Source organism: Rothia aerolata (assembly GCF_014635585.1).
Lineage (GTDB): Bacteria > Actinomycetota > Actinomycetes > Actinomycetales > Micrococcaceae > Rothia > Rothia aerolata.
Window position 1 is genome coordinate 1 of record NZ_BMDC01000001.1, and the last position, 25,995, is coordinate 25,995.

The 25,995-nt window shown below is 58.1% G+C and carries 23 protein-coding genes, 1 rRNA gene and 1 pseudogene; 16 read left to right on the forward strand and 9 right to left on the reverse strand.

The genetic code is table 11. The annotated features are described in order from the left end of the window. From IEV00_RS00005 to xerD, 13 genes are all read left to right on the forward strand, one after another. Nucleotides 1–242, forward strand: a 23S ribosomal RNA gene (locus IEV00_RS00005); the annotation flags it as partial. A gap of 311 nt (nt 243–553) precedes the next feature. Further along, nucleotides 554–2,230, forward strand: coding sequence for a sodium:solute symporter family protein (locus IEV00_RS00010; protein WP_188358312.1), 1,677 nt, complete (start codon nt 554–556; stop codon nt 2,228–2,230). A 12-nt stretch (nt 2,231–2,242) separates the two neighbouring features. Beyond that, on the forward strand, nt 2,243–2,587 hold the full coding sequence (locus tag IEV00_RS00015) for a hypothetical protein (RefSeq protein WP_188358313.1): 345 nt from the start codon (nt 2,243–2,245) through the stop codon (nt 2,585–2,587). Nucleotides 2,588–2,897: 310 nt separating this feature from the next. After that, on the forward strand, nt 2,898–3,518 hold the full coding sequence (gene ycaC, locus IEV00_RS00020; RefSeq protein ID WP_188358314.1) for an isochorismate family cysteine hydrolase YcaC: 621 nt from the start codon (nt 2,898–2,900) through the stop codon (nt 3,516–3,518). A gap of 231 nt (nt 3,519–3,749) precedes the next feature. Continuing rightward, nucleotides 3,750–4,979, forward strand: a complete 1,230-nt coding sequence (locus tag IEV00_RS00025) for a hypothetical protein (RefSeq protein ID WP_188358315.1) — start codon at nt 3,750–3,752, stop codon at nt 4,977–4,979. Continuing rightward, nucleotides 4,980–5,969: an HAD-IIA family hydrolase gene (locus IEV00_RS00030; protein WP_188358316.1), complete on the forward strand. Its 990-nt coding sequence runs from the start codon at nt 4,980–4,982 to the stop codon at nt 5,967–5,969. Next, complete coding sequence (locus IEV00_RS00035; protein ID WP_188358317.1) at nt 5,962–6,123, forward strand: hypothetical protein; 162 nt, start codon at nt 5,962–5,964, stop codon at nt 6,121–6,123. The genes IEV00_RS00030 and IEV00_RS00035 overlap by 8 nt, the downstream gene beginning before the upstream one ends. Next, nucleotides 6,120–6,848: a TlyA family RNA methyltransferase gene (locus tag IEV00_RS00040; RefSeq protein WP_188358318.1), complete on the forward strand. Its 729-nt coding sequence runs from the start codon at nt 6,120–6,122 to the stop codon at nt 6,846–6,848. Before IEV00_RS00035 ends, IEV00_RS00040 begins: the two co-directional genes overlap by 4 nt. A gap of 180 nt (nt 6,849–7,028) precedes the next feature. Continuing rightward, nucleotides 7,029–7,970, forward strand: coding sequence for an NAD kinase (locus IEV00_RS00045; RefSeq protein ID WP_188359379.1), 942 nt, complete (start codon nt 7,029–7,031; stop codon nt 7,968–7,970). Nucleotides 7,971–8,038: 68 nt separating this feature from the next. After that, entirely contained in the window at nt 8,039–9,745 is a 1,707-nt protein-coding gene (recN, locus tag IEV00_RS00050; RefSeq protein ID WP_188358319.1) for a DNA repair protein RecN, read from the forward strand. Nucleotides 9,746–9,837: 92 nt separating this feature from the next. Further along, nucleotides 9,838–11,523: a CTP synthase gene (pyrG, locus tag IEV00_RS00055; protein WP_188358320.1), complete on the forward strand. Its 1,686-nt coding sequence runs from the start codon at nt 9,838–9,840 to the stop codon at nt 11,521–11,523. A gap of 105 nt (nt 11,524–11,628) precedes the next feature. Beyond that, on the forward strand, nt 11,629–12,393 hold the full coding sequence (locus IEV00_RS00060; RefSeq protein ID WP_188358321.1) for an NUDIX domain-containing protein: 765 nt from the start codon (nt 11,629–11,631) through the stop codon (nt 12,391–12,393). Between the two features lie 2 nt (nt 12,394–12,395). Further along, nucleotides 12,396–13,358 carry a site-specific tyrosine recombinase XerD gene (gene xerD, locus IEV00_RS00065; RefSeq protein WP_188358322.1) on the forward strand — a complete coding sequence of 321 codons (963 nt, stop codon included), beginning with the start codon at nt 12,396–12,398 and terminating at the stop codon, nt 13,356–13,358. Nucleotides 13,359–13,364: 6 nt separating this feature from the next. Here the strand turns inward: xerD and IEV00_RS00070 are convergent, their stop codons facing one another. The 6 genes and pseudogenes from IEV00_RS00070 to IEV00_RS11105 all read right to left on the reverse strand — a co-directional run bounded on the left by IEV00_RS00070 (nt 13,365) and on the right by IEV00_RS11105 (nt 19,947). Continuing rightward, nucleotides 13,365–14,495: an ExeM/NucH family extracellular endonuclease gene (locus IEV00_RS00070; RefSeq protein WP_229723090.1), complete on the reverse strand. Its 1,131-nt coding sequence runs from the start codon at nt 14,493–14,495 to the stop codon at nt 13,365–13,367. After that, on the reverse strand, nt 14,398–15,432 hold the full coding sequence (locus tag IEV00_RS11090; RefSeq protein ID WP_229722972.1) for a hypothetical protein: 1,035 nt from the start codon (nt 15,430–15,432) through the stop codon (nt 14,398–14,400). Before IEV00_RS11090 ends, IEV00_RS00070 begins: the two co-directional genes overlap by 98 nt. A gap of 121 nt (nt 15,433–15,553) precedes the next feature. Beyond that, nucleotides 15,554–16,420, reverse strand: a complete 867-nt coding sequence (locus IEV00_RS00075; protein ID WP_188358324.1) for a PRD domain-containing protein — start codon at nt 16,418–16,420, stop codon at nt 15,554–15,556. A gap of 116 nt (nt 16,421–16,536) precedes the next feature. Then, nucleotides 16,537–17,978, reverse strand: a pseudogene (locus IEV00_RS00080) (glycoside hydrolase family 1 protein). A 15-nt stretch (nt 17,979–17,993) separates the two neighbouring features. Next, nucleotides 17,994–18,656 carry a PTS sugar transporter subunit IIA gene (locus IEV00_RS11100; RefSeq protein WP_229722974.1) on the reverse strand — a complete coding sequence of 221 codons (663 nt, stop codon included), beginning with the start codon at nt 18,654–18,656 and terminating at the stop codon, nt 17,994–17,996. Nucleotides 18,657–18,711: 55 nt separating this feature from the next. Beyond that, nucleotides 18,712–19,947, reverse strand: coding sequence for a PTS transporter subunit EIIC (locus IEV00_RS11105; protein WP_229722975.1), 1,236 nt, complete (start codon nt 19,945–19,947; stop codon nt 18,712–18,714). 433 nt (nt 19,948–20,380) lie between these two features. Here IEV00_RS11105 and IEV00_RS00090 point away from each other — a divergent pair, with 433 nt between their 5' ends. Then, complete coding sequence (locus tag IEV00_RS00090) at nt 20,381–21,064, forward strand: SAM-dependent methyltransferase (protein WP_188358325.1); 684 nt, start codon at nt 20,381–20,383, stop codon at nt 21,062–21,064. 50 nt (nt 21,065–21,114) lie between these two features. Continuing rightward, nucleotides 21,115–22,416 carry a cytochrome P450 gene (locus IEV00_RS00095; RefSeq protein WP_188358326.1) on the forward strand — a complete coding sequence of 434 codons (1,302 nt, stop codon included), beginning with the start codon at nt 21,115–21,117 and terminating at the stop codon, nt 22,414–22,416. Here IEV00_RS00095 and IEV00_RS00100 read toward each other — a convergent pair. From IEV00_RS00100 to IEV00_RS00110, 3 genes are read right to left on the reverse strand one after another with little or no spacing between them, the layout of a single operon-like run. Beyond that, nucleotides 22,413–23,132, reverse strand: a complete 720-nt coding sequence (locus tag IEV00_RS00100; RefSeq protein WP_188358327.1) for a DNA-3-methyladenine glycosylase I — start codon at nt 23,130–23,132, stop codon at nt 22,413–22,415. The genes IEV00_RS00095 and IEV00_RS00100 overlap by 4 nt on opposite strands. 16 nt (nt 23,133–23,148) lie before the next feature. Then, a complete protein-coding gene (locus IEV00_RS00105) occupies nt 23,149–23,880 on the reverse strand; it encodes an alpha-ketoglutarate-dependent dioxygenase AlkB family protein (protein WP_188358328.1) in 732 nt (243 codons plus the stop codon). Beyond that, on the reverse strand, nt 23,880–24,458 hold the full coding sequence (locus IEV00_RS00110) for a methylated-DNA--[protein]-cysteine S-methyltransferase (RefSeq protein WP_188358329.1): 579 nt from the start codon (nt 24,456–24,458) through the stop codon (nt 23,880–23,882). Before IEV00_RS00110 ends, IEV00_RS00105 begins: the two co-directional genes overlap by 1 nt. A gap of 208 nt (nt 24,459–24,666) precedes the next feature. On the opposite strand from IEV00_RS00110, the gene IEV00_RS00115 reads away from it, so the two are divergent. Beyond that, nucleotides 24,667–25,893: an MFS transporter gene (locus IEV00_RS00115; protein ID WP_229722976.1), complete on the forward strand. Its 1,227-nt coding sequence runs from the start codon at nt 24,667–24,669 to the stop codon at nt 25,891–25,893. Nucleotides 25,894–25,995 lie beyond the last annotated feature (102 nt).

The window sequence follows — 25,995 nt, forward strand, 5'->3', positions numbered from 1 at the left end:
CCGGGACGGACGAACCTCTGGTATGTCAGTTGTACCGCCAGGTGCATGGCTGATTGGCTACGTTCGGGAGGGATAACCGCTGAAGGCATCTAAGCGGGAAGCTTGTTTTGAGATGAGATCTCCTGGCGCTCTTGGAGCGTGTGAGACTCCCTGTAGATGATGGGGTTGATAGGCCAGGTATGGAAGACAGGACTGGAGACTGTTGGAGTTGACTGGTACTAATTGGTCGAAGGCTTACTTTATTTTTTTGGCTAGGTTTGGCTTGTTTTGGGTTGTCGCGTCCACTATGCAGTTTTGAGGTAGCAAAACGCTGAATACAGGTTTGATAAAAGAGGGAGGCTCACGCCTCCCTCTTTTTGTTTAAGGATATTTTCTACTTCCCGTTTCGAACAAAAACGAACCCCTGAACCCCAATAAATAAATTGTGAAATGCCCTTACCTGTCCTTGAAAACATATATGAACAGGTGCAAACTTAAGTGAACATACTTTCGCACATTGGCTGTTCGTTGTTGAGTAAGCCAATCTCAATTCATTAAGAAACAGGAGCAAGCGATGACGCTTGAAGCTGCATCTGAAGGGGTTCGCCTAGACCTGCAGGTCGTGGACTACCTGATGCTGTTTATCTACTTCGCTACTGTGCTGGCGATCGGCTTGATCGCCCGCAGAAGTGTTAAGACCTCGATGGACTTCTTCCTGTCGGGGCGCTCAATGCCAGCATGGATTACCGGTCTTGCCTTTGTCTCGGCAAACCTCGGCGCAACCGAAATTCTCGGTATGGCTGCTAACGGTGCTGAAATTGGCATGTCTACCATGCACTACTACCTCATCGGCGCTGTACCGGCTATGGTCTTTCTTGGTCTGGTAATGATGCCTTTCTACTACAGCTCCAAGGTGCGAAGCGTGCCCGAGTTTATGCTGCGTCGTTTTGGCAGGCCAGCACACCTGGTCAACTCCCTGGCCTTTGCTGTCTCTAATGTACTCATCGCGGGAATCAACCTCTACGCAATGGCTATCGTGATTGAGGCTATGCTGGGTTGGAGCCAGTGGATGGCCATCATTGTCTCTGCGGTGTTTGTGCTCGCCTACATTACTCTGGGTGGTCTTTCCTCGGCTATCTACAACGAGGTGCTTCAGTTCTTCGTGATTATTGCTGGCCTGGTGCCGCTGACCATTGTGGGTCTGCACCGTGTTGGGGGATGGGATGGCCTGACCACCGCTATCGCCAACACCGAGGGTGTCTCAAGCCTTCACATGAACGCCTGGCAGGGCACCGGCATTGGGGATGTTACCAACCCCATTGGGGCTAACTGGCTGGCCATTGTGCTGGGCTTGGGCTTTGTGCTCTCTTTCGGTTACTGGACCACCAACTTTACCGAGGTGCAGCGTGCTTTTTCCGCTAAGAATATGTCTGCGGCCCGCCGTACCCCGCTCATCGGTGCCTTCCCCAAGATTTTCATTCCGCTGATTGTGGTGGTGCCGGGTATGATCGCGGCGGCTACCCTGGGCAACCAGTTTGCAGACGGAACCCTTACCTATAACGACGCAATCCCCAAGCTCATCCAGATGTACCTGCCCTCCGGCGTCCTGGGCGTGGCGGTCACCGGCCTCATGGCCTCCTTCATGGCGGGTATGGCTGCTAACGTTTCTTCTTTCAACACCGTCTTCACCTATGACATTTGGCAGGAGTACATCAAGCCCAAGATGAGCGATGCCTACTACCTGGCAACCGGTCGCTGGATTACCGTGATTGGCGTGGTCATCGGCGTCTTCACCGCCTTCCTGGCTGCCCAGTTCGGCAATATTATGACTTACATGCAGACCCTCTTTTCTTTCTTTAACGCCCCGCTCTTTGCGGTCTTTATTCTGGGTTTGCTCTGGAAGAGGATGACCCCGGCAGCAGGTCTGTGGGGTTATATCGCCGGTATTGTTGCCCCGACCATTGTGTGGATTGCCTACCTGAACAATCCGAGTCTGTTTGAGACAGCAACCGCCGAGACCCTCTACGGTGCGATTATTTCCTTCGTGACGGTCATCGTGGTGGCTGTTCTGGTTTCGCTGGTGACCAAGCCCAAGACCGATGATGAACTGACCGGTTTGGTGTACGGCGTGGGTGCTATCGATGTGACCAGCGATGCCGTGGTGGGAGATTCGGCTTGGTACCGCTCACCCGCCCTGCTGGGTACCGTTGCTCTGGCGCTGTGCGTTGTTTTCTACCTGATGATTATCTAAGGTTGGTTTGCCATGAATACAAAAGATACTGAGCAGGGTCAGCCCCTGACTCAGGCTGAAAAAGATAAGATTGTGCGCTCCACGCGACGCACCGATTTGCGCAACATTATCGGGGGCCTCTTCGTGGTCTATGGAATTATTGTGACCGCTACCGGGTTGACTCACTCCGTTGCAGAGCTCGAGCAGACGGGCGGCATCCATATCAACCTGTGGACCGGCCTTTCCATGCTAGTGGCGGGAATTCTCTTCTTCCTCTGGAGTAGGTTTGCTCCCGTTCCTGCTGAGGATATCTTGAGCAACTTTGAAAATATTGAGGAGAAGATTGCTGAGGGCGAGAGCTCTCCCGCAGCCCAGTAACCTCTTGAGGGAGGCGAGACCCGAGGTGGTCTCGCCTCTTCTTTTCTTTAACGGGAGGGCGTCGCGCGGGTGAAACTCCGGTAAAACCCCTGTTAGATTCTTCATGACGGCGGTAGGGTGGGGAACTGGGGTAAGGGCAGGATGTGAACCCACTGAAACCTGGTCAAAAACTTTACGCGTAAAGTTTCGCAACAAACTAGCACCCCGGGTGTACATCCGAAAACTTTACCTGTAAAGTAATTCATGTACTCGAGAGAGATACAAAAAACAAAATAAAAGATTAGTTATTCAAGAAAAGGATGAAAATATCATGGCTAAGTACTCACGCCTCAACAAAGACGATGCTGCAGTTCTGCTGATTGACCACCAGGTTGGTCTGATGTCCCTGGTTCGCGACATGGAACCTGACACCTACAAGAACAACGTTCTGGCAGTTGCAGACCTGGCTGAATACTTCAACCTGCCGACCATTCTGACCACCTCCTTCGAGGACGGCCCCAACGGTCCTCTGCTTCCCGAGCTGATTGAGAAGTTCCCCAATGCACCTCTGATCGCCCGCCCCGGCCAGATCAACGCATGGGACAACGAGGACTTCGTCGCAGCGGTCAAGGCAACCGGTAAGAAGCAGCTGATTATTGCAGGTATCGTTACCGAGGTTTGCGTAGCTTTCCCCGCTCTCGCCGCTCTTGAAGAAGAGTTCGAGGTCTTTATTGTGACCGACGCATCCGGTACCTTCAACCAGATTACCCGCGATGCAGCCTGGGATCGCATGTCGAAGGCCGGCGCTCAGCTGATGAGCTGGTTCGCTGTTGCTAGCGAACTGCACCGCGACTGGCGCAACGACGTTGAGGGTCTGGGCGCCCTCTTCGCTAACCACATCAGCGACTACGCTAACCTGATGACCCAGTACAACACCGTCAAGGGCTCATAAGCTCTCGATAAGTAAGCGTGCGGCGGCACCTACCCAAGGGTAGGTGCCGCCCTTTTTGCTTTAAGGGCGCTTTTTGACATTCCTGAACAAGGTCTGGATGTAAGAGAAAACGCACCGAGAAACAGCGGGCTACCCCTGCACAAGTATGAAGATTCCAGATAGACTAATCGACAGTGTCTAGCGTGCCCCTTTCTATCTTCGGGCATACATCAAATGAATAGAGGAGCTTACTTGACTGATTCACCGCGCCGCGATTCACGTTCTCACGGTGGTAACGGCCGCCGTAATGATGGCTTCAACAAGCGAAATGACCGTAACTCCTCTTTCGACCGCAACCGCGGTGGCAAGAAGTTTGGCGACCAGCCGCGGGGCGAGCGTAAGTTCTCAGACCGCCGCTCCAAAGACCGGTTCGGTGACGGTGAGCGTCGTTTCAACGACCGTGAAAACCGCCGCTTTAAGGACGGCGACCGCCGCCAGGAGCACGGAGGGCAGGGCCGCCGTTTCAACAACGAGAACCGCCCCGGTGGTGGCCACCAGCGCGGTGGTGCTAAGCGCCGAGACGCTCGTGAATTTGGTGCCGCGGCAACTCGGGGAGAGGGCTACCGTCCGTCTAAGGGCGTGGCTCCTGAACTGGACACCGATGTGACCGGCAAGGAGCTGGACTTTGCTGCTCAGAGGGAACTGCGTGCTCTTGAGAAAGACAACGCCGAGGCTGTGGCAAAGCACCTGGTGATGGCAGGGCGCTACCTGGAAATCGACCCCGCCTTTGCCCTGGAACATGCTAAGTACGCCGTCAAGCGCGCTGGCCGTATCAGCGCCGTCCGCGAGGCTGCGGGCGTTACCGCCTACGTGGCTGAAGACTTTGAAATGGCGCTGCGTGAGTTGCGCACCCACCGTCGTATTAGCGGTTCCCAGGAGCACCTGGCGCTTCTGATTGACTCCGAGCGTGCCCTGGGCCGAATTCCTAAGGCGCTGGAGCTGGCGGAGGAATCCAAGACCTACGACCTGCCGGCTGCTGAGCGGGTGGAAATTGCGCTGGTGGTTTCGGGTATTAAGCACGATCAGGGTGACCTCAAGGGCGCGCTTAAGGCTCTCGAGATTCCCCAGCTCAATAGCAAGCGAGGCTTTGAATACAGTCCCCGCCTGTTTAGCGCCTACGCCGATCTCCTGGAAGAAGACGGTCGTGCCAAGGAGGCCGCCCGCTGGTTCCGACTGGCGCGGGTGACCGAAGCCGCCCTGGGTCAGGGCGACTTTGCCGACCCCGAAATTTTCGATATTTTCGGCGAATCGGAACTGTTTGAGGCAGAAGAGCCCTCGGTGGACCTGGAGGCGGAAGCTCGGGAGGAAGAAACTGAGGACGCCGCCGCGGAGCCCAAGGAAGCAGAGACCTCAGCAGAACCTGAAGAGGCAGAAGACTCTGTAGAGTCTGAGAAAGCAGAAGAGACCAGCGAAGAAGCCTAAATGCTACTAGATTCTTTTGATGCAATTCTGAGTGATTTGGACGGCGTGGTCTACGCCGGCCCCTTCGCGATTGAGGGTGCTGTAGAATCGCTCAACCGCTCAGTGGAGATGGGTGTTCCCGTAGCCTACGTGACCAACAATGCCTCGCGCAGCGTTGAGACGGTGGCGGAGCACCTGCAACAGCTGGGGGTTAAGACCGATGCTGACCACGTGGTCAGTTCCGCCCAGGCCGCGGCCCGGATGCTCAAAGAGCACCTGGAACCGGGGGATAAGGTGCTGGTCTGCGGCGCCCAGGCGCTGGCTGACTGCCTGACCGAGGCCGGTCTTACCCCGGTTTTCTCCCAGCAGGAGGAACCCCGGGCGGTAGCGCAGGGTTTCAACCCTCAGATTACCTGGGAGAACCTGGCCGAGGCAGCCTACACCCTGGCTGACCCCGAGGTGCTGTGGGTGGTATCGAACACCGACTTCACCATTCCCAAGGAGCGCGGTATTGCCCCCGGTAACGGCACCCTGGTGGGCGCTGTGGCAACGGCAACCGGCCGCACGCCGCTGGTGGCGGGCAAGCCCGAGGCTCCGATTTTTGCTACCGGAGCACAGAAGCTGGGCGCTGTGCGGCCCGTGGTGGTGGGGGACCGGCTCGATACCGATATCCAGGGTGGCAACCGGGCCGGTATGCCCACCGCTCTGGTGATGACCGGCGTTGATACCTTTGAATCGGTGCTAGCGGCGGTGAGCCTGGAACGGCCCACCTACATCCTGAAAACTCTGGCTGACTTCTTCCTCGACTACCCCGAGATCACCGTAGAGACCTCGGAGAACTCGGCGAGCGCCGTCCTCGGATCCCTTGAAGCGCTCGCTCAAGGGGATACCCTGACCCTGCGCGGTGAGGGAGCTGAGATTGACCGGGTGCGTGTTGCCTGTGCCGCCTGGTGGGCGGCGCACCCCGAGACGGAGACTGTGCTGGCTCCCCGGGAGCTCATCCGTGAGTGAGAAGGCGCCGCAGGACTCGGTGCAGGACGACGATTTGGCGGCTTTTGAGCGCGAGCTTGAGGCGGTGCTCGCACTGGATCCGACCGAGCGTATCAACCGCTTGACCGGTCTAATCGAGAAGCTAGAAACCGAGCTGAAGAACGGGGAAAAGTGAGGCTGGATAAAGCGCTGGTGGAGCGGTCGCTGGCGCGTTCTCGAACCCTGGCGGCTCAGCTGATTGCCGAAGGGGCAGTGACCGTGAATGGTCGGGTTGCCGCCAAAGCCTCCATGAAGGTAGCTGAAACCGACCGGCTGACCGTTGAGGAATCTGACCTGCTGGCCTATGTTTCCCGTGCCGGCCACAAGCTGGCCGGGGCGCTCGCTGCCTTTCCCGAGGTTGCGGTGGAGGGTAAGTGTTGCCTGGATGCCGGAGCCTCAACCGGCGGCTTTACCGATGTTCTGCTACGTAAGGGTGCCAATCGCGTGGCGGCGGTGGACGTTGGCCATGACCAGCTGGTGGACTCAATTCGCTTTGACCCGCGCGTGGACGTCTTTGAAGGCATGAACGTTCGCTACCTGCGGCCGGAGGATATTGGCGGCGCGGTAGACCTGGTGGTTAGCGACCTCTCCTTTATCTCCCTTACCCTGGTGATGGAGGCACTAGCCGGTGCTGTACGCAGCGGGGGAGACCTGCTCCTGATGGTTAAACCCCAGTTCGAGGTGGGCAAACACCAGATCGGCCGTGGAGGCGTGGTGGCTGACCCCGAGGCCCGGGAACAGGCGGTAGAGAAAGTGAAAACTTCTGCCGAGAGCCACGGACTGACCGTGTGCGGTGTGGAAGCGAGCCCCCTGCCCGGCCAAGACGGCAATGTGGAGTTCTTTCTCTGGTGTAAGAAGTAGGCAGAGGCTCCAAAATAGCGACCCCATAACGGCGCGGTTTTCGAATATTTTTTCGAATACCGCGCCAAATTGCTTTATTCACTAGCCGGTGTGGCTTAGGCTAGAGACGTGAACGATTCAAGCAAATCAACGGTGAACCGCGAGGAACTCTTTGCCCCGCCTACCGCGGCCCTGCCCAAAATCTCTAGCTCTCGCAAGATTTTGGTCTTTGCCCATACGGGCCGCGAAGAAGCGCGCCGGGCTGCCCGCGCTGCCTGTCGACAGCTCTTTGAAGCGGGACTGACTCCGGTGATGGAGCGGGCCGATTTGGAATCCCTGCAGGAGGGCTGGGAGAAGCCTGTTCCTGTGCGGGTTGTGCGCGAAACCGTTGCTCTGGTTGATATTGAACTGGGAGTGGTGCTGGGTGGAGACGGCTCTATTCTGCGTGCCGCCGAGAAGATTCGCCACACCCAGATTCCCCTGGTGGGCGTAAACCTGGGCCACGTGGGCTTCCTAGCTGAGTCTGAGGAATCCGACCTCACCGAGACGGTCGAACGCATTGTCAACGGTGAATACGTGGTAGAAGAACGCATGGCCATAGACGTTAAAGCCTGGGCAAACGGCCAGAAAATCGTTGATACCTGGGCGCTGAACGAGGCCAGCGTTGAAAAGGGCAACCGGGAGAAAATGATTGAGGTTGTGGTGGAGGTAGACGAGCGCCCGCTCTCCAGCTTCGGCTGCGACGGCGTGGTGCTGGCAACCCCCACGGGGTCAACCGCCTATGCTTTCTCCGGCGGCGGGCCGGTGGTCTGGCCCGAAGTTGAGGCTATGCTACTGGTGCCCCTGAGCGCCCACGCCCTTTTTTCCAGGCCCCTGGTGACTTCTCCCAACTCCACTATGGCGGTGGAGCTGATTCGCCCCGACGTTTCGGGCGTGCTCTGGTGCGATGGACGGCGCACCCGCGACCTCCCTGCCGGAACCCGGGTGGAGGTTTCGCGCTCGTCCAAGCCGGTGAGGCTGGCCCGCATTCACCCGGTGCCCTTCTCTGAGCGTTTGGTGGCTAAGTTCGAGCTTCCGATTCACGGCTGGCGGGGGCCGATTACCACCGGTACTACAGACCGGTCTGAGCCCGCCCAAGATTAATTTTTTTAGTTTCTCAATGTGGCCGGTTGGAGCAGACCGGCAGTAACTAGCACCTGGAGTAGAGCCCCGTGATTGAAGAAATCCACCTGCGCGATTTGGGTATTATTACCGATGCCCGCCTGCCCCTCGAGCCCGGTTTTTCGGTGCTAACCGGTGAGACCGGTGCGGGTAAAACCATGGTGGTTACCGCCTTGGGCATGCTCCTGGGCGCCCGTAGTGATGCCAGCTCGGTGCGCAACGGCGCCAAAAATGCCCTGGCAGAGGCGGTGGTGCGCCTGCCGCGCGAGCACCAGGCTATTACCCTAGCCGAGGACGCCGGCGGCTCGGTGGAAGAAATTGATGAAGACACCTCGGAGCTGCTTTTGGCCCGTACCGTCTCTGCGGCAGGCCGCTCCCGAGCCCATGTGGGAGGCTGTTCCGCCCCCATCGCCACCCTGTCTGAGATTGGCCAAACCCTGGTGGCGGTTCACGGCCAGTCAGACCAGCTCCGCCTCAAATCGGCGGCAGAACAGCGCCATGCCCTGGATTCCTATGCGGGGGAGAAGCTCGCCAAGCTGCTGAAAAAGTACCGCGCCACCTACGACAGGTACCGGGAGGCAGCCGCTGAACTTCGAGAGGTGCGGGAGAACACCCGGGCCCGCGCCCTGGAGGCGCAGACCCTTGAGGGGGCCCTGGAAGAGATTGATGCGGTGCAGCCGCAGGAGGGGGAGGACGAAGCCCTCAAAGCGGAGTCGGCAAAACTTGCCAATGTCGAGTCGCTGCGGGCGGCGGCGTCCCTGGCCTCCGCTGCCCTGGCGGGGTCTGAATACGGGGACGCCGACGAGCCCAACGTGATGGCGCTCTTGGATACCGCCCGCTCGTCCCTGGCCCAGCAGGCAGATTCTGACGGGGAGCTCAAGGCGCTGGCCGACCGGGTCAATGACGCCCTGATTCAGGTGACCGATATAGCCGAAGAAGTCTCAGCCTATGTATCTTCTCTCGATACCGAGGGGCCCGAGCGCCTGGCTGAGGTCGAGGCCCGCAGAGCCCAGCTGAAAAGCCTGACCCGCAAGTACGGGGCGGATATTGCCGAGGTGCTTGCCTGGGCAGAAGAATCCCGCGCCCGCTTGGAGACTCTGAGCGATGACCCCGCCCGGGCAGAGGCGCTGGAAACCGAGCTGACCCAGCTGCGCGAGACCCTGGGGGAGCAGGCGGACCAGCTGAAGAAACTGCGGGAAAAAGCGGCGAAAAAGCTGGCGTCGGCGGTCTCCGAAGAGCTGAGTGCGCTGGCCATGCCCAATGCCTCGCTGGTGGTTGAGGTTGAGGAAACAGAGAAGTTTGGCGCCCACGGCCGCGATACCGTGACCTTTATGCTCAAGTCCTACCAGCAGGCGGTGCCCCGGCCGTTGGGCAAGGGGGCCTCCGGCGGTGAACTGTCCCGCGTGATGCTGGCGCTGGAAGTGGTGCTGGCCGAGGTTGACCCGGTACCCACCTTCATCTTCGACGAGGTGGATTCTGGCGTGGGCGGTAAAGCGGCCGTTGAAATTGGCCGCCGCCTTGCCATGCTCGCCAAACACGTGCAGGTTCTGGTGGTCACCCACCTGCCCCAGGTGGCAGCTTTTGCCGACCAACACATTCTGGTGCTGAAGAATGACGACGCCTCGCTGTCAAAGATCGAAGTGCTCGATGAGGAACAGCGAGTGGTGGAGCTAGCCCGTATGCTGGCTGGCCACGACCAGTCTGCCTCTGCCCAGGAACACGCCCGGGAGTTGCTGAAAAACGCCGGCCAGCTATAGGGAATTTGAGCTACAACGGAGGAGGCCGGTGTAAAAACTGTGTTTCGTTACCTGCGTTGAGACAGAGCCGATATTCTGTAGAGCCGCAAGCCGTGATAATCTGGAATTCCGTGGTGAATAATAAAAATACTTCAGATCAGGCCAAGGTAACCCGTCAGATTTTCGTCACTGGCGGTGTTGCATCCTCACTCGGCAAGGGGCTTTCAGCTTCCTCCCTCGGTAGGCTTCTTCGCTCGCGTGGACTCTCTGTGACCATGCAGAAGTTAGACCCCTACCTCAACGTTGACCCCGGTACCATGAACCCCTTTCAGCACGGTGAAGTCTTTGTGACCGACGACGGCGCTGAAACCGACCTCGACATCGGCCACTACGAGCGCTTCCTCGATGAAAATCTAGACCAGTCTTCTAACATGACCACCGGTCAGGTCTACTCGGAGGTCATCGCCAAGGAGCGCCGCGGCGAGTACCTTGGTGACACCGTGCAGGTGATTCCCCATATCACCGATGAGATTAAGCGCCGCATGCGCCTGCCGGCGGAGCGCGATGACGCTCCCGACATCATCATTACCGAAATCGGTGGCACGGTGGGCGATATTGAGTCTCAGCCCTTCTTGGAGGCGGCTCGCCAGGTGCGCCGTGATGTAGGGCGGAACAACGTTTTCTTCCTGCATGTTTCTCTGGTGCCCTTCATTGGCCCCTCGGGGGAGCTGAAGACCAAGCCCACTCAGCACTCAGTGGCCGCCCTGCGCGGACTGGGCATTATTCCCGACGGTCTGATTCTGCGCTGTGAGCGGGACGTTCCCGAGTCTCACAAGAACAAGATTGGCAACGCCTGCGATGTGGACCCTGCGGCGGTAATTTCCTGCCCCGATGCTCCCAGCATCTATGACATTCCCAAGACCCTCTTCAGCCAGAAGATCGATACCTACATTCTGGACTTCCTGGGTCTGAACTACAGTGACGCCGATTTTAGCGAGTGGGATCAGGTACTCGCCGCTGTACACGAGCCCCAGACCGAGGTAAACGTGGCCCTGGTGGGCAAGTATATTGACCTTCCCGATGCCTACCTGTCGGTCTCCGAAGCGCTACGCGCCGGTGGCTTTGCCAACCAGGCCAAGGTCAACGTGAAGTGGGTTGCCGCTGATGCCTGCGCCACGGATGAGGACGCCGCCGCCCACCTGAGCGGGATGGATGCGGTTCTGGTGCCCGGTGGCTTCGGTATTCGAGGCCTGGACGGCAAAATCGGTGCCCTGAAATTTGCCCGCGAGAACGAGATTCCTACCCTGGGTATCTGCCTGGGTATGCAGTCCATGGTTCTGGAATTTGCCCGCAACGTTTTGGGCATCAAGGAGGCTTCCTCGACCGAGTTTGACCCCGAGACCCCGGCACCGCTGATTGCCACCATTGAGGAGCAGAAGCAGTTCGTTGAGGGAGCCGGCGACCTGGGTGGCACCATGCGTCTGGGCCTTTACCCCGCCCAGCTGGTGGCAGGTTCCGTAGTGGCAGAAACCTACGGAGAGCTTGAGGTGGCAGAGCGCCACCGTCACCGCTACGAGGTCAACAACGACTACCGCCAGCAGCTGGAAGAGGCGGGCCTGAAGATTTCGGGCCAGTCACCCGACGGCAATCTGGTGGAGTACGTTGAGCTACCTGCCAGCGAGCACCCCTACTACGTGGCAACCCAGGCCCACCCCGAGTACCGCTCTCGCCCCACCCGCCCCCACCCGCTTTTTGCCGGTTTGATTAAGGCGGCACTGGCAAAGCGCTCGGGCAAGTAAGCTAGAGATTATCACCAACACGCACGCGCGAAAGTATTCGCGCACAACCTAACGCAGCGGCGTCCTTACATCAAAACCAGGGCGCCGCTACAGTCTGGAGGAGACATGCAGCAGAACCTCAACCCCAGCGTAGGCAATGCTCCGCGGCTGAACGCCCCCGAAATCGCAAAGAGTCAGCAGACTATTGCTGATATTGCCAACCCTCGCTACGTCACCAGTCGTGAGACCAAGTTCGAGGGCTACGTGTGGGACGTCATTCGCGAGGGGATTGCCCTCGAAGAGGGAGCTGAGCCCTTTGAACGGGACTTTCTGCTGCACCCCGGTGCGGTGGCGGTAGCCGCCCTGAATGAGCAGAACCAGATTCTGCTCATCAACCAGTACCGCCACCCGGTGCGGGCCAACCTCTGGGAGGTGCCCGCCGGTCTGCTCGATATTGACGGCGAGCCCCCGCAAGCAGCTGCCGCCCGTGAGCTGGCGGAGGAAACTTTTATTCAGGCCGAGCAGTGGGATTCGCTCATGGAGTTCTATAACTCGCCCGGAGGCATGGGGGAGGCCTGCCGTATCTTTCTGGCGCGGGGTATCAGCGAGATTCCCCGCGACCAGCGAGAAGAGCGGGTCCACGAAGAGTCCGAGATCGTGATGCGCTGGGTGGATATTGAGGACGCCGTGCAGGCAGTTCTCGCCGGCCGTATCCACAACGCCTCCTCAACCAACGCGATTCTTGCCGTGGATGCAGCCATCAAACGCAACTTTGAAACCCTCTTCAGCGCTGACGCACCGTTTAGCGCCCACCCGGTTCTGCGCGGTGAGAACTTCCGCGGGGAAATCAGACCGGCAGAGTCCGCCCCAGAGCAGGAAACCCAGCGCTAAACGTGGAGGGCCAGGCTACAGAGCTTCAGCTGGCGGTTGAGAAATACCTGAACTTTCTGACCATCGAGCGGGGCCTCTCCCGCAACACCGTGGATTCCTACGCCCGGGATCTGGGCAAGTACTGCACCTATCTGCAAGAGGTAGGGGTCATTGCCCCCGCCGTCATTACCAAAAAACAGGTCAGAGATTTTGCCACCCACCTGGCAGAGGTACCGGGCAAAGGAGGCAAACCGCTCAGCGCTCGCAGCGTGGCGCGAATTGTGGTGGCGGTCAGGGGTTTTCACAAGTTCCTCCTGCTGGAAAAAATCACCGAGACCGACCCCGCCGCCGCGGTTAACCCTCCCACCATCGGAACCCGTCTGCCCAAAGCTGTTCCGGTGGAATCGGTGACCAAACTGGTGGAAAGCCCTGATATCTCCACCCCTACGGGTCTGCGCGACCGCGCCATTCTGGAGTTTCTCTACTCCACCGGCGCCCGAATTTCTGAGGTCATCAACGTTGATCTTGACGATCTCTCCCTGCCCGAGACCGCCGCGGGCTCCGGCGGAAACCGCAGCGGCGCCGTCCGCCTCTTCGGCAAGGGCAATAAAGAGCGGATCGTGCCGGTGGGCTCTTTTGCCCTGGAAGCAATCGAGAACTATAGGGTGCGGGCAAGACCCGGTTTAGCCGCCCACGGTAAGGGAAGCGCAGCGCTCTTTCTCAATGCCCGCGGGGGCAGGCTGACCCGGCAGGGGGCCTGGCTGATTCTCAAAAAGGCAGCTGAAAGGGCTCAACTGACAGAGGAAATTTCCCCCCACACCCTGCGCCATTCCTACGCCACCCACCTGCTCGCAGGTGGCGCAGATATCCGAGTGGTGCAGGAGCTTTTGGGTCATTCCTCGGTAACAACCACCCAGATTTATACCAAGGTCACCGCAGAGACCCTGCGGGAGGTCTTTGCGTCCAGCCACCCGCGAGCACGATAGACCTAGCTAGTTCTTCTTAGCCTGGCCTGGAGGCAGGGTTGACTTCTTGGTGAAGTCATTGCCCTGACCGTTGTTTCCCTTGCCCCGCTCATTGTTCTTGGCGTGGGCAGGAGGAACGGTGGAACCGCCGTCCTGCTCATCCGGCTGCTCGTCGGGTGACTCAACGCGCAGGTTGAAGCCCATGAGCTTGGGGTCGTGGTCGGAGGAGCGGTAGGGAGTCTGCGAATACAGGTTGGTGACGTTGTTGTTATAGCGACTGTATTCCAGGCCCACCGACTCAAAAGCGTTGATATTCCATACGTCTGCCCCGGTGGTGTTATCCAGGAATTCGGGGCTCACCAGCACGTGGTCCAGAGAGCCAACCCGGCCACCAAACAGGTAGGTGTTGCCGGCATCGTAGTAGTCTCCAATGTTGGTGAAGCTGGCACCGTAGAGAACCTGCATGGGATCTTCGCGGGTGTAAGAATTGAAGTCACCCAGCAGCACCACGTTCTCGGTCTGGTGGGCCTGGGCCTGCTGGCTGGCGAAGTTGGTGAGAGCTTCAGCCTGGGCAACGCGAGAGGCGTTAGAGGCTCCCTGGCCATCGCCGGAATCCTGGTTACCCTCGCCGCTACCGGAACCCTTGGACTTGAAGTGGTTGACAATGGCTACAAAGCTTTCATCGTCTTCATCGGCATCGGCCAGGGTGAAGGCCTGCGCCAGAGGCAAACGAGCGTTGGAGAAAGCATCGCTTCCGCTATAGATGGTTGATTCGCCCAGGGGCTTGACCTGATTGGGCTGGTAGATAAAGGCGGTACGAATTACATCCTCTGACTCGGGCAGGGCCTCGGGTGACTGCACGGCCTGCCACTTGGTGTAGCCAGCGGCAGCGTTGAGCCCATCGACCAGGTGGTTCAGAGCCTCATCGCGGTCTTTACCGAAAGCCGCTGAATTTTCAATCTCTTCCAGGGAGATCACCGAGGCGTTCAGGGTGTTGATTGCCTCCACGATCTTAGCCTGCTGGCGTTGCAGGTTTTCCTGGTTGGCCGCACCGCGGGCGTCACAGCCGCCACTGACCGAAATGGGGTTCTTCTCGCGGTCGGTGTAGAAGCGGCAGCCCGCTAGGGTATCGCCGGTGGTGGAGAAATAGTTGAGCACGTTGAAGCTGGCGATGCTTACCTTCACCGCCCACCTCTTCGGGAGCTGCTTCTCGAGTGGCAGTCCAGTGGGCCGGGGCTAGCTCGGCTTCGTTGTCACCGGTGATAGGCTCGGTGGGCTGAAGCCGCCAGAGATCCCGGCTATAGGTGGCCACCACGGGCTCATCAAAGCTCACGGAAGCGCCCACACGGGCGGGGTTATTTCCCGAGAGATAGGGCAGGGGAATGTCGGAGCCGCCGCGCGTATAGTCGCTGGTGGCGCCGTCGTCCAGGGCAAAGAAGCGTTCGGCGTTGACCGCCTCGTAGGCAACCGCTTCTTCACCGGGCGCGACGACGTCGGTGGCGGTGCGCAGGGGCTCGGTGCCGTTGACCAGGCCAATCTCACCGTAGCGGTTGGTGTTGTAGTTATCGGTGATGGTGATGTCGCCGGTGGGCTGCACCAGCATTCCCTCAATAGCCTCGCGGTCAATCTCGTTTTCGGGGAAGGTGCCGGTGATCGGCTGAACCGGGGCGAAGTCTTCGCTGAGCTGGGTGAGGTTGCCAGAAGTCACCGTAATCTGGGTCTGCTCATAGTATTCGGAGACCTTACCGGTCACCTCAACATAGTCACCCTTTTCTACCTGAGAGACGGTCTGGGGTGAGTAGACGAAAATGCCGTCTGAAGCGCCGGGAGTTGCATCTTCTGCGCCGCCGCTGCCCGCGGTCTGGATGTAGTAGCCGTTGAGACCGCCGGTGGAATAGACGGCGGTGACCACGCCGCGGGTGGTTACGGTTTGGTTGGAGAGGGGAGTGGTTTGGCCGTTGCCCTGAATCTCTGCGATAGAGACGGTATCGGCGGCGAGCGCGGGAGTCGCTGCCAGCGGGACGGCGCCCAGCCCGGCTGCCAGCGCGAGTGAGCAACCCGCGGAGACGGTGCGCAGGGAGAGTCGTGAGAACATGGTGATCCTTTATCCAGTGTGTATGGGTGTTGTGGATAACAACCCCTCTAACATAAAGGATTTATCTCTCACCTGGGTAAACTCAGCGTAAATATTATGGGCGGCTGAGGGTTTTGTTACCTCAGGCCTTATTGGTTGAGGAATCCTGCCAGAGTTCTTCTGCCAGGCGGGCAATGTGGATGGTGAGGTAGGTCTGTTCGTCGGCAGAGAGCTCAACTCCCAGGTGCATTTCCAGAAGCGTCTTTACCTTGAGCGCGCAGGAGTCGGCTTTGGGGTAGGAGTCTTTCACGGCTTTTTGCACGGCAGGTACAGCGGGCCTGCCGGTCAGTGCCTGCACGGATTCCACCCGTACAAAGAGGTAGCGCAGGTGGGTGACAAAGCGGGCCACCGAGACATGGGACTGGTCGATGGGGTTCCCGTAGGCAAAAGCAATCACGGTAAAGATCTGGGCAAAGAGCTCGGTCATCTTATATGCCTTGGCTAAATCAGCCTCAGAAAACATGGTGTTGACCAGGTGCATGGCAAAGGCGGTTGCTTCGCCGTCGGGTAACTCTACCCCCAGCTGCTCTTTCACCCGCTTGAGCGCATAGCGGCCAAAAGCTACTTCGCGGGGGTAAAGGTGCTCCACCTCAAAGGCCAGGGGGAAATCCATCTCGACTCCCTCCCGAGCCCGTTGCAGGGCATAGTTGAGGTGGTCAGACATGGGCAAAACCAGGCTGTGACTCATACTGAAACCCAGCTGCCCGCGAGCATAGTCCTCTAGTTCGGTGGCCAGGGCCAAGACCTCAGAGGGAATCTCAGCGAGCAGGGCTTGAGAGTAATCATCGGCTGTCTGCTCGGGCACAAAGGTTTGCTCAATTTTATCGGTATCGAGTTCCTGACCTTTCTTCTTGTTGAAGGCCAGCCCGCGCCCGATTACCACAGATTGCTCACCGGCTGCATTGACAGCCAGCACAACATTGTTGTTATAGATATGGGCAATCTTCACGGCTTAGACCTCCGAAGGGTTGGGCTTTCAAGCCTAGTTTATCTGGTGAACACAGCAGACGCGCGGGCCGCTCCTGCGCCTGAGAAAGCGGGGCCCGCGCGTCATTCATAGACAAACTAGCTCTGGGGATAGGTGGGCTTCCAGTCGGCGGCCGGCAGCTCATTGGTCTTGATGAGCTGCTGGTACCAGAAGAAAGAATCTTTGCGGTAGCGGGCTAAATCTTTGAGGTCGTCATCGGTGCGGTTGACGTAGATGAAACCGTAGCGCTTGCGGAAACCCTGGTGGGTTGAAACCAGATCCAGGGCTGTCCAGGGGGAGTAGCCCAGAATCTCCACGCCGTCTGAGATAGCCTCCTGGGTCTGTTCCAGGTGCTGGCGCAGATAGTCGATGCGGTAGTCATCGTGCACACGACCGTCTTCGGTGAGCTCATCGTAGGCGCCCAGACCGTTCTCGGTGACAATCAGCGGCAGACGGTAGCGGTCCCAGATAGCACGGTAGGTCATGCGCATACCCACCGGGTCGATCTCCCAGCCAAAGTCGGTCATCTTCAGATGGGGGTTAGAGAGTGCTTTGTAGATTCCCTCCTCACCTTCTGAAACCTGCTGGTCGGCAGCCTCTGAACGCTCCGAGGCGCCACCGCCAAAGGGGGCATCTGCAACGGTTGCGGTGTTGTAGTAGTTGAAGGCGATGAAGTCTGGCTTGGCAGATTTCAGAATCTCCATATCGCCCTCGGCAATCTCGGGGGCGGTTCCCTTTTCTTCCATAATCGACCAGGCCAGGGTGTTGTACTCACCGCGGGCCGCGAGATCGAGGTAGAGCCAGTTGCGCACCGCGTTGTAGTTATCGGCGGCAATGACGTCTTCGGGCTTGGACGACGCCGGGTAGACGTAGGCGATGTTGGGGGCAGGGCCAATCTTGGCCTGCGGATGCATGCGGTGCAGCATGGCCATGGTCTTTGCCTGGGCCACGAACATGTTGTGGTTGTACTGGTTCAGCTGCTTCTCGGTGGTCTCCGGGGCGAAGAACCCCAGGCGCTTTCCGTGCAGAATCATCATGTTCTGCTCGTTGATGGTCAACCAGTACTTGACCTTTGAACCGTACTCATTGAAAAGGATTTCCGAGTATCGAACAAAGGCATCTGCGGTGCTGCGGTTGGCCCAGCCACCCTTTTCTTCAAGAGCCAGGGGAGTATCGAAGTGGAACATGGTCACAATGGGCTCAATGTTGTGCTTGAGCAGCTCATCAATGACCTCGTGGTAGTGGTCGATACCCTTCTGGTTAATTTCTCCGTCGCCGTCGGGAATAATGCGGGACCAAGCGATGGAAAGCGGTAGGCCCGGAAACCCATCTCCGCCATGAGGGCTATATCTTCTTTGAAACGGTGGTAGTGATCAGAGGTTATCTTGAAGTCAGCGGTGCCCTCAGGCAGATCTTCCCGAATATCGGTGCGGATGGGGCCGCGGCCGTCTTCGTTCCAGGCGCCTTCAGACTGGTAAGCAGAGGTAGAGGCAGACCAGAGGAATCCCTGGGGGAAGGGCTTGAGCTTTTTGCGGTACATTCTAGATTTCCTTTCTTAGCGTTCTACAACAACTGCCAGTTCACCGGCGGTGAGCTGCTTGCCAACCTGCGGTTCGATGGTGGAGAAGTTGCCGGAGTTGGTGATGATGGTGATGACAGTGTCTTGGTAGCCCGCCTCTGCTACTGCCTGGCGGTCGAAGGTAACCAGAGGCTGGCCCGCTTCTACGGTATCGCCCTTCTTCACGTGCATGGTGAAGCCCTCGCCCTTCATCTGTACGGTATTAACGCCCACATGAACGAGCACCTCAACGCCGGTTTCTGAACGAATACCGTAGGCGTGGCCCGAGTCGAGGGCGGTGAGAACCTTGCCCGAGATAGGAGCGTACACATTGCCGCTGGTGGGCTTAATGCCGATGCCCTGGCCCATAGCTCCCGATGAGAAGACGGGGTCATCAACATCTGCCAGCGCAATTGATTCGCCGTCTGCCGAGGCAACCAGGTCGGTGGTGTGGCTACCCTCAGCGGGCAGGGTAACAATGGCGTTAGCGGGAACCACCTTGGTATTGGCCTCGCGGGTCTCGATGATTGAGGCTTCAGGTTCGAGGTCAGGGCCAGCTGTCACGCTTTCAGCCCGGTGAGCCGTCTGCTTCGGTACTCCGAAGAGCAGGGTTACCACGAAAGAGAGAACGATTGCGGCGGCTACACCGATAATCTGCATCAAGAAGTTTCCGACTCCGAGAAAAGCGGGAAGGGTGAGGATTGAGGCGAAAATATTAGCTGTAGAACCCGAGCCGCCAGAGGCAGCGAGTGCTCCACCAATACCACCTTGCAGTGATAGCGATGAAGAAGGGCCTCTTCAGAGGAAGATTCACACCGTAGACGATAGGCTCAGTTACGCCGGAGAAGAAACCGGAGATAGAGGTAGGCAGAGCCATCTGACGCAGGTTTTTATCTTGGGTGCGCAGGGCAATCGCAAGGGCTGCTGCACACTGGGCAAGAACAGCAGAGGGGAGAGCACCGAAGAGCAGAGAGTGGCCGTTAATCGCAATTTCGTTAATCATGATGGGCGAGATACCCCAGTGCAGACCAAACATCACAAAGACCTGCCAGAACATACCCATAATGAAGCCGCCCAACCAGGGTGCAGGCCCCCAAATCCAGGTGAGTCCATCTGCAACGAGGTTGGTTGCTAGCGAGATAACCGGGCCGATGGCCAAAAGGGTCAGTAACGAAACAACGATGATAACGATGAAGGGCACTGTAAAGTTACGCATCCAAGAAGGGATAACCTTCATGAGCTTCGGTTCGATGAGGCTCTGAACCCAGATGGCCACAATAATGGGGAAGACCGAGTAGGTGTAAGAAGCCATCACTACCGGAATGCCGAAAAGCGAGACCGGCTCGCCCGCTTCGTAGAGTCCGTAGATAGCGGGGTAGACTAGAAAAGCGGCAATAGCAATTGAAGTTCCGAGATTGACCTTGAAATACTTAGCTCCTGAAACCGCCAGAGCAATGGGGAAGAAGTAAATAAAGGCATCTCCGAGAGCGCTGAGAATCAGGTAGGTCTGTGACTCTGAATCTAGCAGGGGAAAGCCCACGGTAAAGAGGGCTAGGAATGCCTTGATAAGACCTGCTGCCGCGATGGTCCAAATAATGAGGGAGAAGATTGCCGAAATCATCGAGATGAATCGGTTGAAAGGATTCTTGGGCTTCTGGCTGTCGCTTTCAGAACCGGCGTCGGACTTACCCAGATTTGAATTGGTGGTGATCGCATCATAGGCGGTTACCACGTTATCGCCAATGACAACCTGGTACTGGCCTCCTGCCTGAATCACGGTGACAACACCGGGCAGGGCTAAAATCTGGTCTTTATTGGCCTTGGAATTGTCATTGAGCGTGAACCGCAAACGGGTTGCACAGTGCGCCAGCGAGCGAACATTGTTTTCGCCGCCAACGAGATCGAGCACATCGAGCCCGGTCTGAGCGTAGTCAACTTTGGTAGAAGCCACGGCATTCTCCTTGGAATACTCGGCAATCCCGGGCCGAAACTCAACCAGCCTCTGCTACAAGAGCCGCCTGAGCGACGTCCTACACAAAGCTGATTAATCCGGTGCCGGGGTCTTTTTCATTGCCGAAAGCTCCTACCCGTAAGAGGGTAAAAGCCCCAAGGAAACAAAAAAGACCCAAGCTCCACATGCAAAGCATGAAGTGCTTAGGTCTTGCCTCCAGTACAGTTGCTCCTTGCCTCTGCGCAAAGATAGCAACCGCCTAAGTAACAACCCTAGGATTGCCAGTTATCTAAACTTTCTGTGCACCAGCTTACATACAATCGATGGCCCTGTCTAATCCAGGCTGACCGGCCACGAAAATTATCGCCAACCAGGGTTTTGCCCTGCGGAGAACCATTGTCGCATCTTCTTGGTCTCTCGGTAGAGTAAAAGTATGACAGACCAGCACCAGCAGAAGAAACACGGCGTGCGTGATAACATGCCCAGCACTGATTTGCCGCCCCGCGATTTCTGGAACGAAATGTATAGCCAGCGGGAACGTATGTGGTCGGGGAAGGCCAATGCCACCCTGGAGGCTGAGCTGACCAAGCTTGAACCCGGTACGGTTCTAGACCTGGGCTGCGGCGAGGGCGGGGATGTTTTCTGGCTCGCCCAGCACGGCTGGCGGGCAACCGGTATTGATATTTCGGACGTCGCTGTGGCGCGTGCCCGCGAAAACGCGGCCGCTCTGGGCTTGAGTGAGGATGAGGCCAACTTTGTTTGTGCTGACCTCACCACCTGGGAGTCTGAAGCAACCTTCGATGTGGTTGTTTCAAGTTTCTTGCAGTCGCCCGTTGAGCTTTTTCGGGAGCAAATTCTTGCCGACGCGCTCAAGAGGGTTAAGCCCGGCGGGCGGCTGATTGTGCTTTCCCACGCGGGGCTACCGCCCTGGGCTGAGGTCGATCCAGACTTTCATCGGTTCCCCAACCCTGTGCAGGAGGCCGAGTACCTGGCGCCTGAGGAATCCGGCGACACAGTTATTTTCGCCGGGGCGGTGGAGCGTGAAGTCGAAGGCCCCGATGGGCAGAAAGGTACGATTCCAGACGGCCTGATTGTGGTTGAAAAGGCCCTGCTATGAAAGTGTGTGTTCTGCGTAACTTCTCCCCGGGTAGAAAGTATGCTTAATACATGACTATGAGTATCGCACCTAAAAACCTGAAAAGTCTCAAAGATAAGTCCCTTGATTTTCTCAAGAGCGGTTACCTCTTTGCCGCCAACCGGCGCAGGGAAGCGGGGCTTGAGCCCCACTCCCATACCCCCTTCACCTTTACCATGCTGGGTAAAGATGCCACGGTAATTCGCGGCGAAGAAGCCGTAAAATTTTTCTACGATGAATCCAAGATTTCCCGCGAGGGGGCCATGCCTGCTCCCATCAGTGATTCTCTCTTTGGCAAGGGCACTATTCACGGCATGGACGGGCAGCCCCACAAGGTCCGCAAGCAGCAAATGGCTGATATGGCCTATGAAGATTCACGGGTGGAAGTCTTTAAGCAGCTGGTAGCTGAAGAAATTCAAAAGACGGTTCAGGGCTGGGCTAGCAAACCGGGCAACGTCTACGACGACATCGCGGTAGCCTACGGTCTTGCAGCCTTCCGATGGGCGGGGCTGCCCATGAAAGAGGCCCAGATGGTCAAGCGGGCCAAGCAGTACAGCCACCTGCTAGATACCTTTGGCAACCCTGCTAAGAATGTTCTGGCGCAGGTTGATCGTAAACGCCTTGACTCCTATTTCTATAAGCTCATGGGCGATATTCGCGCGGGTAAGGTAACCGTTGACCCCGATTCGGTAGCGGCCCATATTGCTGACCTGCGCGATGAAAACGGGCAGCTGGTTGATCTTCATATCTCTGCTATTGAGATTCAAAATCTGACCCGCCCCACCGTAGCCGTTTCTCGCTTCGCTGCGTTTGGTGCCGTGGCTCTGGTGCAGAATCCCGAGTGGGCTCAGAGGCTCCGGCAGGCGGTAGCCGCCAATGGCGGTAGCCTCATCGATCTGAAAGAAGCCATTGCCTTTGCCCAAGAAGTTCGCAGGGTCTACCCCTTCGTTCCCATGCTTCCCGGTTTCGTGAAGCAGGATACCGAGATTTCGGGTTGCCCTCTGCATAAGGGGCAGCGCGTGCTGATGGACATTGTGGGAACCCACAATTCACCCTCTATCTGGGAGAATCCCGCTGACTTTGACCCCCAGCGGTTTATGGGAATCGATGATTGGGAGCAGGTCACCGGATTTTTGCCCCAGGGTGGCGGCGAGGTACGCTCCGACCACCGTTGCCCCGGCGAGAAAATTGCGGTGGCGGCCCTGTCAGCTACCGTTGCCGCGCTGAGTCACGAGTCGGTAGAAATTTCTCAGGATCAGCTCGACACCAGCTTCCCCTGGACCAAGATTCTGACCCGCCCCAGCACCGGTGTGCGGGTGAGGGTCAACCGCTAAGCCCACACCCCGGAGAGCCCCCGCTTATAGGTGCCCACCAGGTTGGTATCAACAATGCCAATGGCCTCCATCATGGCAAAAACAGAGGTGGGGCCAACAAACTTGAAGCCCCATCTCTTGAGCTCCTTGGCAAGGGCCGTAGATTCGGCTGAGGTGGTGGGAACCTCTGCCTGAGTAGCCGGAACGGGAGTGGCCTCTGGCTGATACGACCAGAGCAGGGCAGGTAGACCGTCTTCCACCTCAAGCTGGCGAGTTCCGCCGTGAAGCGGAAGGGCGAAACCGAGTAGGCGAGCGTCGTCCTCGGAATTTGCCCCGTCAAAGCCCGCCCCGTGAGTGTGCACAGTAGTGGCGCGCTCGCGGAGGGCGAGTGTAGCCCGCGCGTTGTTTACCGCTGCCGCAATTTTGCGAGGCGAGCGAATGACGCGCGGGTCTTGAGCTATGCGCTCAAGATCGGTCTCGCTGAAGTCGGCTACCCGGTTTGGATCAAAACCGGCAAAGTGTTCCCGCAAAGCCTCGCGTTTGGCCAGCACGGTTCGCCAGGAAAGTCCCGCCTGAAAGCCCTCAAGGCAGAGGCGCTCAAAGCAATCAGCTTCCCCTCCTAGGGGGTTGCCCCATTCGGCGTCATAGTAGTCTCGCATGAAGTCTTCTCGGCTGCACCAGGTGGGGCGGGCCAGACCGTCTGAGCCGATGACTATATCTGGGTTCTGAGCTGTCATGGATTCCTTTCGGGTCTCAGCGCTGGGCCTGCGGGTCTTTGAGACCGGTTTCTCTGAGGGTGATGTTGATGCGGCCCTGGTCTAGGCGGCAGTCTTGGGGTGCGGTGCCCGGCAGAACTTTGGGCACCCCGTGGTACATGAACCGCGAAGGGCCACCAAAAACCAGAAGGTCGCCGGAGGCTAAAAGTAAATCTGTATAGGGGGCTGTCTTGGTGAGTGTGTTACCGGCACGGAAAACTGCGGTGTCGCCAATCGAGAGCGAGACCACCGGCATATCTGACCGCTCCTCTTTGTCCTGGTGCATGCCCATCTTGGCGGTAGGAGCGTAGTAGTTGACCAGAGCTATGTCGGGGGTAAAAGAGTTTGCCCATCGGGTGAGCCCCTTGCCCAGCCGGGGCCACTGCGAGGCGTGATTCTCCGAGTAGCAATCCGCCAGAGCCGCTCGGCCCAAGCGCACCATCCAGTCGGGCACGGGCAGGGGAGAAGCACCGCCAAACTCCGCCGCCTGGCGCGTGTACCGGTAGTCTGCCCAGTGCCACCCCAGGCTGGTGAGCCGCACCGACATTTTATGGCCGAAAATCTCCGGCTGGTGGGGCGGTATTCCCCGGGAATCGGACCCCCACTCAAAGAATTTCTTAACCAGAAAATCCTGCTGTTCGGTGCTGAGCCAGCTGGGGTAGTGGATGACCCCCGGCAGGATTTCCCTGACCGGGCGGTTGATTTCTGAGTCCGCGAAGAGGGAGTCCACTAGAAGAGGGTGCCCTCGTCTGCATCGGAGGCGGGTGCCTCAAAATCGAGGAGGAAGCGCTTGCGGTCCAGCCCCGCTGAGTAGCCGGAAAGTTTACCGTCGGCCGCAACAACCCGGTGGCAGGGAAGAAAAATGATGCACCTGTTCCTGCCCACCGCCTGACCAACCGCCTGGGCGGGGGCGTGGGGGCCAACAATTTTAGAAATCTCCCCGTAGGTGGTGGTGAAACCAAAGGGAATGTCTTTGAGGGCATTCCACACGGCGAGTTGAAAGTCGGTACCCGAGGGAGCCAGCGGCACATCGAAGACTCGGCGGTCGCCGTCAAAATACTCGTCGAGTTCGCGGGCGGCCTGCTGTAGCACGGGCTCGCTGCTGACTGTAACCCGCTCGCCCAGCTCGCTCTCGGAGCCAAAATGGGTCTGAGCCTCAAACCAGGCGCCGGTCAGGGCGGAGCCGTTGGTTGCTAAATAGATCTTTCCCAGGGGCGTGGTATGGACGCCGTGGCGGAAGGTGGGCTGTGAGGAAGAGGAATCTGGCTGAGGGGAGGTTTCTTCGGGGCTGCTGGGCTCTACATTCATGCTGGTTCTTTCGGCCGCCCCTAATGCGGGCGTCAGTCTGTGGGTAGTCCTCTTATTCTACTCGGTCTGCTTCCCCGGAATCGAGGGCTGAAAAATTTTACCGGTAAAGAGGTTTTGCTTTCGAGTGTTGAGGAGTATCCTTGTGTACTGGCTGAATTTGCATAAGTGTAATTAAATAGAGATTAGTAGCCCTGGAGGGGATTTTATAGTGCCGTCTCAAGACGACTCCGCACCTGCTTCAATACTTCACCAACCCAAGGCGGTGTGGGCTATTGCCTTTGCCTGCACGGTTTCTTTTATGGGAATCGGCCTGGTAGACCCGATTCTTCCTGCTATTTCACGGGATTTGAACGCAACGGCTTCACAGACCATGTTGCTCTTTACCAGCTACCTTTTTATTACCGGCATCGCTATGTTTTTCACCGGCTGGCTCTCCTCTCGTATCGGAACCAAAAAGACCCTGCTCGCCGGCCTGCTACTGATTGTGGTTTTCTCGGCCCTGGCGGGCGCTTCGGCGAGCGTCAATCAGATTATTGACTTCCGCGCGGGGTGGGGCCTGGGTAACGCCCTCTTTATCTCCACCGCTCTTGCGGCGATCGTCGGTGCTGCTTCGGGTGGTTCTAAGCAGGCGATTGTTCTCTACGAGGCTGCCTTGGGGGTTGGCCTGGCCGTGGGACCCCTGGTGGGCGGAGTGCTCGGTTCCTTTTCGTGGCGGGCGCCCTTCTTTGGCACCGCAACCCTCATGCTACTGGGACTGCTAGCAATTCTGCTGGTTTACCCCAGAGAGACTACTCCCGCTCCGAGCGCTAAGCAGGATTTCTGGGCGGGCCTCAAATCCCTGCGCTATGCCGCCCTGCGGCGTCTTGCCCTCATCGCCTTCTTCTACAACTTCTCTTTCTTTATCCTGCTGGCCTACAGCCCCTACCCGCTAGAAGAGGCCGCAGCGGCTCGGGGCCTAAATTTTGGTGCCCACGAGCTGGGCTACGTTTTCTTTGGCTGGGGCTTTGCCCTGGCGCTGGCCTCGGTGCTGATTGCCCCCAAGCTAACCCAGCGATTCTCGCTCAAATCTATTCTGCTGTGCATGTTCACCCTGTTGCTGCTAGCTATGGCGGTCTGCGCGCTCTTCTTTGACGCTCTGAGCACGCTGATTATTGCGGTGATTCTCGCTGGCGGTTTCCAGGGTGTACTCAACACCGTTCTCACCGAATCGGTGATGGAAGCAACCGATCTTCCGCGTTCCGTTGCCTCATCTTCTTACTCCGGTGTACGTTTTATCGGCGGCGCCATTGCCCCGCTGGTAGCGGGTCCTCTGGCGGCAGCAACCTTTGCAGGCGCCCCCTACTGGCTGGCGGTGGCAGCCCTGCTGCTTTCCCTTATTTTGACCCTGATTTCCAACCTGGGTCACCCCCGCGTGGTCATGAGCGGAAAGGCCTAATTAAGGGGAAGAAGATAAATACGAAATAACCCTAACTTTATCTAAGGAAACTTTCCTCCAAAACTGTTGAGCGCCGAAAACAGGCCTGAACGGCGGGAGTAA